This is a genomic window from Corynebacterium sp. HMSC035E02 (assembly GCF_001836065.1).
Lineage (GTDB): Bacteria > Actinomycetota > Actinomycetes > Mycobacteriales > Mycobacteriaceae > Corynebacterium > Corynebacterium hiratae.
In genome coordinates this window covers 1-6,582 of the sequence record NZ_KV827288.1, presented here as the reverse complement: position 1 = coordinate 6,582, position 6,582 = coordinate 1, and the positions used below count along the sequence as shown (strand labels likewise).

Below are 6,582 nucleotides of genomic sequence, written 5' to 3'. Positions count from 1 at the left end.
ACATGTTGTGGTGACCCGCTGAACCCGTCGAGTTCTACCTCACCCCGCTACGCACCCCAAAACCGGAAGAGCCGTTTTAGTCTGCGGCCTGTAAGGGGATGGGGGAGTTGTAGAGTTGCCTCAAAATATCATCGGAAACGCATGAAATGGGTTGATGTTGGAGGCCGCGGCCGATAGCTTCGGGGCCATGATTTCACGCACACTGAAGAAAGTAACCACAGCAACTGCGTTCGTCGCCCTCGCAGGCGGCGTCCTGGGCGCCGGTACTGCCGGTGCGCAAGAGCTGTCCTCCGTCGACTCCCCGCAGTCCAGCCAGATCCAGGAGCTGAGCTCCCGCCTCTTTGGCGGTCCGGGCACCCCGGAGGACTCTGAAGCACCGGAAGGCTCCGGGCTGATTGAGAAGTACGAGGACGTCGACGGTCTGCAAGACAAGCTGCCGGCCGATGAGGCCCAGAAGGTTCTCAACGGTACCTTCACCGCAAAGAAGAACCCAGCGATTTCCGTGACCTTCAATTCCGATGGAACCCTCGCCTACAACGATGGCTGCAACTCCGGTGGCGCTAGCTACAAGCTGGATCAGACCGATGCCATTGTGGTGGAGAACCTGAACTCTACGTTGCGCGCCTGCGCCCCTGATGCCATGGCCGACGCCGATGCGCTCAAGGCTATCCTCTCCGCCAAGCCAGTTGTTTTCCCCGTAGAGGGCAACACCTTTGCGTTGGGCAGCCAGGGCCAGGTCATCCAGTTTGAGAAGGCCGAAAACTAAGGCTTGTTAAGCATCCAGTAATTCACGTGGCGGGGCTAGTCCGAGACTGGGCTGGCCCCGCTTGTGCGTGCGCGCCGGCCCTCGAGGAGCCAGCCAACGAAGCGGCAGGAGCAGGCAGACCAGTGCGCGATAAGGAGCACCGGGATGCTGAGCGCGATGACGTCGAGAAGCTCCGAGCCATTCACCAGCGCTACCTGGTGACCACCCATGCTGACCGTTCCCGGTGGGAATGTGCAGGCCCACCACGCGGGCGAGTAATCCACCCAGCGAGCCACGTTGGGGTAGAAGGTGACCATGGCATAAAGCGCGAGGGGGATGGCAATCACCATGGCGGTGAGCCCGTAGTAGACAGAGAAACTACCGGGGTAGAGGATCTGCATGGCGGTAGTGGATTGGCCCACCACGCCCAGCGGCACCCATGCCGTCGCGGAGTTGGCGCCGGTGAGGTTGACTTTGCCGTGCCAAGCAGCCCAATACACGCGGATGAAGATGGGGACCGCAGTGGAGATAGACATGATGAATAAAACGGTGCCCATCACGTGGTAGGCGCGCCCGTAGTCGAGGGCGAGGAAGCCGGCTACGGAGGAGGAAATCATGGGGCCGACCAGCGGCAGGCCCCAGGTAAACCGCGGCTGACCGTCGAAGCGGGTGAGCTGGATGGCCCACGTGATGACGGTGACCGGGCCACCGATCCAGAAGCCCACTAGGCGGAAGGTTCCGATATCCGTCAATCCGGACAGTGCTGCGCCGAGTGCCAGGATGCCGATGAAGTACATGGACCATTCCGCCATGGAGGTCCGCGCGAAGCTGGGCTGGCGGTAGAGCGCGAAGCCGACCGTCAGCACGAGCAGGATGACGCAGGCTAGCGCTGCGAAGATGGCGGAGCCAACCAGCATGTCTTCCTCAACGAGCAGCCGGGAGACGATGGAGGTGCCCATGAGGCTGCCGCCCCACGCGGGGCCGGGCGGTAGCAGTTGGCGGAATCTGTCAGTCACAGATGGCATGGTAGCCACCCCACTGCAGGAAAGCTCGTTTGATCAGCGGGATTAGGACGTGAGATTGCACCTTGTTGTGTACTGCAGTAGGGGAGGGCACACAGAGCGCGTGTGGCGGTTGACTTCACCGCCGTTGGAACCGCGTGTGTTCTCCAGGCTAGAAAACCTCACCAACCCTCATTGCTGGGAACGGTGAGGAGCAATGTCTTAAGTGTAAGCGTAGAGGAACAAAATTGAACGCGCGCGCAACAGTAACTTGCTGATTTTTTGTCAAATATTTGGTTGTCGCTGGTCAATGGAACGGAATTATCTCCCGAGAAATACCCCCGAGTGTATGGGTGTCAGTAAACTCTCTGACCTCAGCCTAGACGGCCCCTCTAGAAACCTACCCCGTAACATCAAATTTGCTACCCCTCGATGAGGGGCCAATTCCAGGCCAAAAGCAATTCGCCCTGCACTTAGGTAAGTATCCCGAGATAATCTCCCTATGGCCCCACAACAGCTCAGCGACCTCCAGCGCACCGTCCTGGAATGGGTGAACTCTGGTTGCCCCGAAGACTCGGCACCCAGCGGCAACTACAAGATTTCCGCCCGCAGTCTCGAAGGCTACGAGCTGGTGAAGATTAAAGGACATGGCGACGCATGGACGGCAACCATCACCGAGCGCGGCAAGCGGGTGCTCACAGGTACGGAGCCACTTCGGCCGAAGAAAAAGAAGAAGACTACTGTTGGCGGGCCGGCCACGGGTAGCGAGCGAGTCGTGACCACACCCAATCGCCCCGCCACCCCGTATCGTCCCCGCGTTACGCCGACCGTTGGGGAAGCACAACAGCTCCTTGCCGCTATCGAGGGCGCGCACCGCGGCTTCTTTCGCGTCAAGTGCAGCAAGGAGGAGTTTGAGCGCGAGTGGGAACCCCGTCTTAAGGCTGCGCAACGCGTGGCGCAAGAAAAGCAGCGCTCACGTCGTCTTGTCTTTAACCTCAAGGAAGAAGGCTGGAACTCGTGGTGGCCGACGCATGTGCAGGCCGGGTTTGTCGACGAGGTGGTTCTTACAGAAAGCTCACGTCTGCTTCTTTCCGGGGAGCGACGAGTGAGCAAGTTGCACCCGATGGTTGCGCTGTTTACTGACAAGGCCAACTTTGATGTCTCCGCGAAAGCTGCGCCGCGTGCAAGGCGGCTACTTCATGTGCTTTTCACCGAGGCCGAACGGATTGGGTGGGAGGTGAATTCGCGAGAAATTGAGTCGAGGAAGTGGAACACGCCGTCACGCACAGGTGTCTATGTCGCTGGCCGGGAGATTACAGTCACCGAGCAGACTGACAAGGTGGAGCGTGAACCAATCAGGAAAGAAAAAGCAGAGCTTAATCGCTATAACTGGGACAAAACGAGGGGCATGGAGCCGGTGTATGACCATGTTCCGAATGGCTTGCTCACCATTGAAATGGGGTGGAATAGGGTCAACGACACGAAGCGTAACCCTCGTCGCCTAGACACGGCACTAGCGACGCGCATGACGCAGACTGCCGTCGAGAGATTCTTTACTCGTTGCGACAGCGACTTCAAACGTGAAGCGGAGGCGTCGTGGCAGCGTCGTAAAGACCACGCCGCCGAGATTTTGAGGGTTCGTGAGGGGCGCGCGTTCGAGCTGGAGACTTTGCGTCGGCAAGCCAGTATCTACCGAGAACATCAGGGGCTACTCGCTTTCGTGAGCGAGCTGGAGGGAACCAGCAATGTCGATGCTGACTACCTCGCGTGGTGCAAGCATATCCTGGAGCGAGAAAACCCCGTGCCGGTGCTAGCCGTCCCGCAGGTGCCGGAACTCGATAGGGAGGTGTTCAAAGAGGAGATTGTTGAGGTCGCGGGGACACTCGATGATTCCGAGCTGGACGTGTGGACGCAGGTCGGGTTCGACGGCGCTGAGACTTCGGGGCCAGCGTAGGTGGATTCGTTTTGAGGAATCGCATTGGCGCTGAACGGGATCGGGTACGATAACTTCCCTGTTAGGCAGGCACACTGCTCACCAGGGAACAGTGGGTGACAGGGCTCGAGTGAGCCCAAAGAGCTAAAGGGATGTGTGACTCCATTGCCGATGTCTCGTCCTTGTCTGGTTAGCGCGAGAGTTCCTTGAGAACGGACTCCTCGATGAACTTTCTTTCGTACTGCTCCCATTTAGCTTCTGGCCGCGGCGCTGCATCCGCGTATCTCGATGTGAGTTCCGGGTCCGTGTGCAACTGGTAAATCGGAGTTTCCTTGAACCTGGTGCGGTCGTCTTCGCGACTTCGTTCCAACCAAAATGCGGTTTCGTCGGGCTGCCCCAGCAGGATTGAGGCTCCTGCTTTTAACGGTGCTACATAGTGGTGATTGGCTGGCAGACTTTCGCGAAAAAGTCGAATATCCGTAAGGTCAGCGTCAGTCAGATTCCCGAGCCGCTTATCAATTTGCCACACGTTTACCTGCGCAATCTCGGAAAATTCGGGTTCGGTGAAGAGCCAGGTGGCAAGTTTTCTGGCTCCTCTGAGCAGTTCCGTGGCGCGTCGTGGCTGTAAGTCCGCGGCCTCGATAAGTTTCAGCACGGTCTCGTTGGCGAAGTTGGTTCTCCTGTCGTTGTCCACATACATCTCATATGCCTCGGTGATGTGCTCAAGTCCAAGGTTGAGTGTGGTTGAGATTTCTTCTGCCGTGAGAACTTCAAATGCAGTAATGCGCGTGTGGACCTCGGGGTCGTCTTTGGCAACCCACCAAAACTGCCCATTGTCGAGGTCTCCAACGCTTTTGATGGTCGCAAAGTCTTCGTTGTTGCGGTGGGAAGCAAGGAAGCGAAGCTGCCATTTTCCAAGTTCGACCATAAGTTTGTGAGGTTGTTCGTCGGGGAGAGAGAACTTGCCACCGTACACGAAGTACTTGACAATGTTCTCCAGCATGTCGAGGTTGGTATCGAAGTCGCGAACATGCAGTAGCGAGGTGTCGACGTTGAGGAGTTCGCACAAGGCGTTGATGTCTTGAAAGATTCGCAGGCTTTGCCTTTGAGGTGTGAAGTCGTAGTCGTTGAGTTTCCACCGGACTTCGTTTTCCCCGATGTCAAACGATTCGTTTTCGATCCAGTAGTTAAGAAATTCAAGATTGGTAAGTGCTTCGTCAAAGTCCTCGACTAGGGAAGAGTTGACCTCTCCGCCTTGGTTCTTAATGTCTAGGGTGATGCGTAAGGAGGGAGTAACAGCGAGTTCCATAAGGTGGTCGTTGATAAGCCGTCGGCGTGCATCCGAAATGACAATTGAGCCTGCGCGAAGTTCATGGCCGAGTTCATGTGAAGCGTATTCTTCCGGCCAATACTGGAAGTGACCGGGCAGTGGCACCCTGTTTCCGTCTCGCAGTTTCAGTTCGATATGAGAGGGGATACCTGTCCCGATACCGACTACTCCCGGCTTGTTGAAGTTAAGGGAATCCACTGTCGAAACGTGGAGGCCTGTTGCTAGGGACAGCATGTCATCCGACAACTTAATGTTGCTGGGTTGGCACTTCGCTCGGGCAAGTTTCGCGATTCTAGTTTGCGCGTCACAGTCTTCGGGGAACGGCAACAGTTTCACTGTTCGGGATTTCTTGTCGCCCATTTCCCTCAGCTCGTGTTCGATGTCAAGTGGGCCTAGAATGAGGTAATAAGCTCGGCGTTCCAAGCCTCGAATATGGACAACGAAGAGTATTACGCCGTCTGAGTTGTGAAAACCAGTCAGGTATTTCTTCTTTAGTTTGAACTTGGCGAGATTCTTGAATTGCTCGGCCTGTTTCAGCTCGTGCCCCTTGCACTGCGACCTAACTGCCCATTGAAAGTGTTCGGTCTTTTTGGTCTTGTCGGGGGCGTAGTATTTGAGTTCGCCGTCAACGATTGCTGTCTTGTCGTTCTTAGACAGCTCAGCCCGCAGGTGCTTGTTCCCACGGAGCAGGTCTTGGATGTAGTTAACGGCTGCTTCTTCAATATCGTCGTTATCCACGAGTACTCCCAAGTAGCGTCTAGTTCAGATCACTAGAGTTTACCAGGCAGTACTCGTAGTCTTTCGTTGTTGGAGATGCGTGAAATCCGAGTGTCTAGGGACTAGCTACACCCGCTCCCATGTACCCAGGAAAATGTTTGTGTGAATACCCTGCAACCGCAACCGCCGCGCGGTGCAGTACGTGCCGACCTTGGTGCGGGTAATTCAGACTAGCTCGCCCGTGTCGGCTGCATGAAGGTGAGAATGACTTGCAGGCAATGGCGGTTTTCCAGAATACAGGTTTGCCGAGGCGGTATCTTATTGGGGACCGAGTATTTGCTCGCCTGCTTCTGCGGTCGACAAGTACCAACGCCCAACGCGCCAGGACAACTGGGGACATATTGGCGACCTCCCAGACAGAAAAGAAGCCCTCGGTATTACTGCCGACGTGGAGGGTATTACCCAGGTTGCGGGCCAAGCCTACTGTCCGTGTATTGCTGCCTATGAGGACCTGTTGTATCCCAAGGCGGACCACGAAAGCAAAGACATGATCGGCGCTGAGCGCGAGGCGAAGCACGCTCGGCGCAAGACCCTTCAACTTCCGATTAAGGCAACACGCACTGACGGCTCACAACGTTTCGAGTGCCCGGCATTGTCTGGCAAGGTGATCTGTCCGCTTCGGGCTGGTAACAAACGCGCTCGCGAAGCAGCGGCCAAGAAAACCGCGTTGGGTCAGCCACCCATGCCACTGCCACAACACGTCCTGGACAAGGTGAATACCTCCGGCAAGATTTGCTCCCAAGCCTCAGTACTGGTGAGTATCCACGATGTTCAGAAGACTGAAATGGTAGCGGTG

The 6,582-nt window shown here is 56.6% G+C and carries 5 protein-coding genes; 3 read left to right on the top strand and 2 right to left on the bottom strand.

Translation table 11 applies throughout. The annotated features are described in order from the left end of the window. Positions 1 to 187: 187 nt before the first annotated feature. Positions 188 to 766 carry an META domain-containing protein gene (locus tag HMPREF2635_RS00025; protein WP_232751612.1) on the top strand — a complete coding sequence of 193 codons (579 nt, stop codon included), beginning with the start codon at positions 188 to 190 and terminating at the stop codon, positions 764 to 766. A 35-nt stretch (positions 767 to 801) separates the two neighbouring features. Here the strand turns inward: HMPREF2635_RS00025 and HMPREF2635_RS00020 are convergent, their stop codons facing one another. Further along, a complete protein-coding gene (locus HMPREF2635_RS00020; RefSeq protein WP_083306672.1) occupies positions 802 to 1,770 on the bottom strand; it encodes a TDT family transporter in 969 nt (322 codons plus the stop codon). A gap of 478 nt (positions 1,771 to 2,248) precedes the next feature. Here HMPREF2635_RS00020 and HMPREF2635_RS00015 point away from each other — a divergent pair, with 478 nt between their 5' ends. Next, entirely contained in the window at positions 2,249 to 3,700 is a 1,452-nt protein-coding gene (locus HMPREF2635_RS00015; protein WP_070510549.1) for a hypothetical protein, read from the top strand. 169 nt (positions 3,701 to 3,869) lie between these two features. On the opposite strand, the gene HMPREF2635_RS00010 is transcribed toward HMPREF2635_RS00015, so the two are convergent. Beyond that, positions 3,870 to 5,747, bottom strand: coding sequence for a hypothetical protein (locus HMPREF2635_RS00010; protein WP_070510551.1), 1,878 nt, complete (start codon positions 5,745 to 5,747; stop codon positions 3,870 to 3,872). Positions 5,748 to 6,174: 427 nt separating this feature from the next. Here HMPREF2635_RS00010 and HMPREF2635_RS13495 point away from each other — a divergent pair. Next, on the top strand, positions 6,175 to 6,582 hold a 408-nt coding region (locus HMPREF2635_RS13495), incomplete at its 3' end, for a hypothetical protein (protein WP_210401576.1).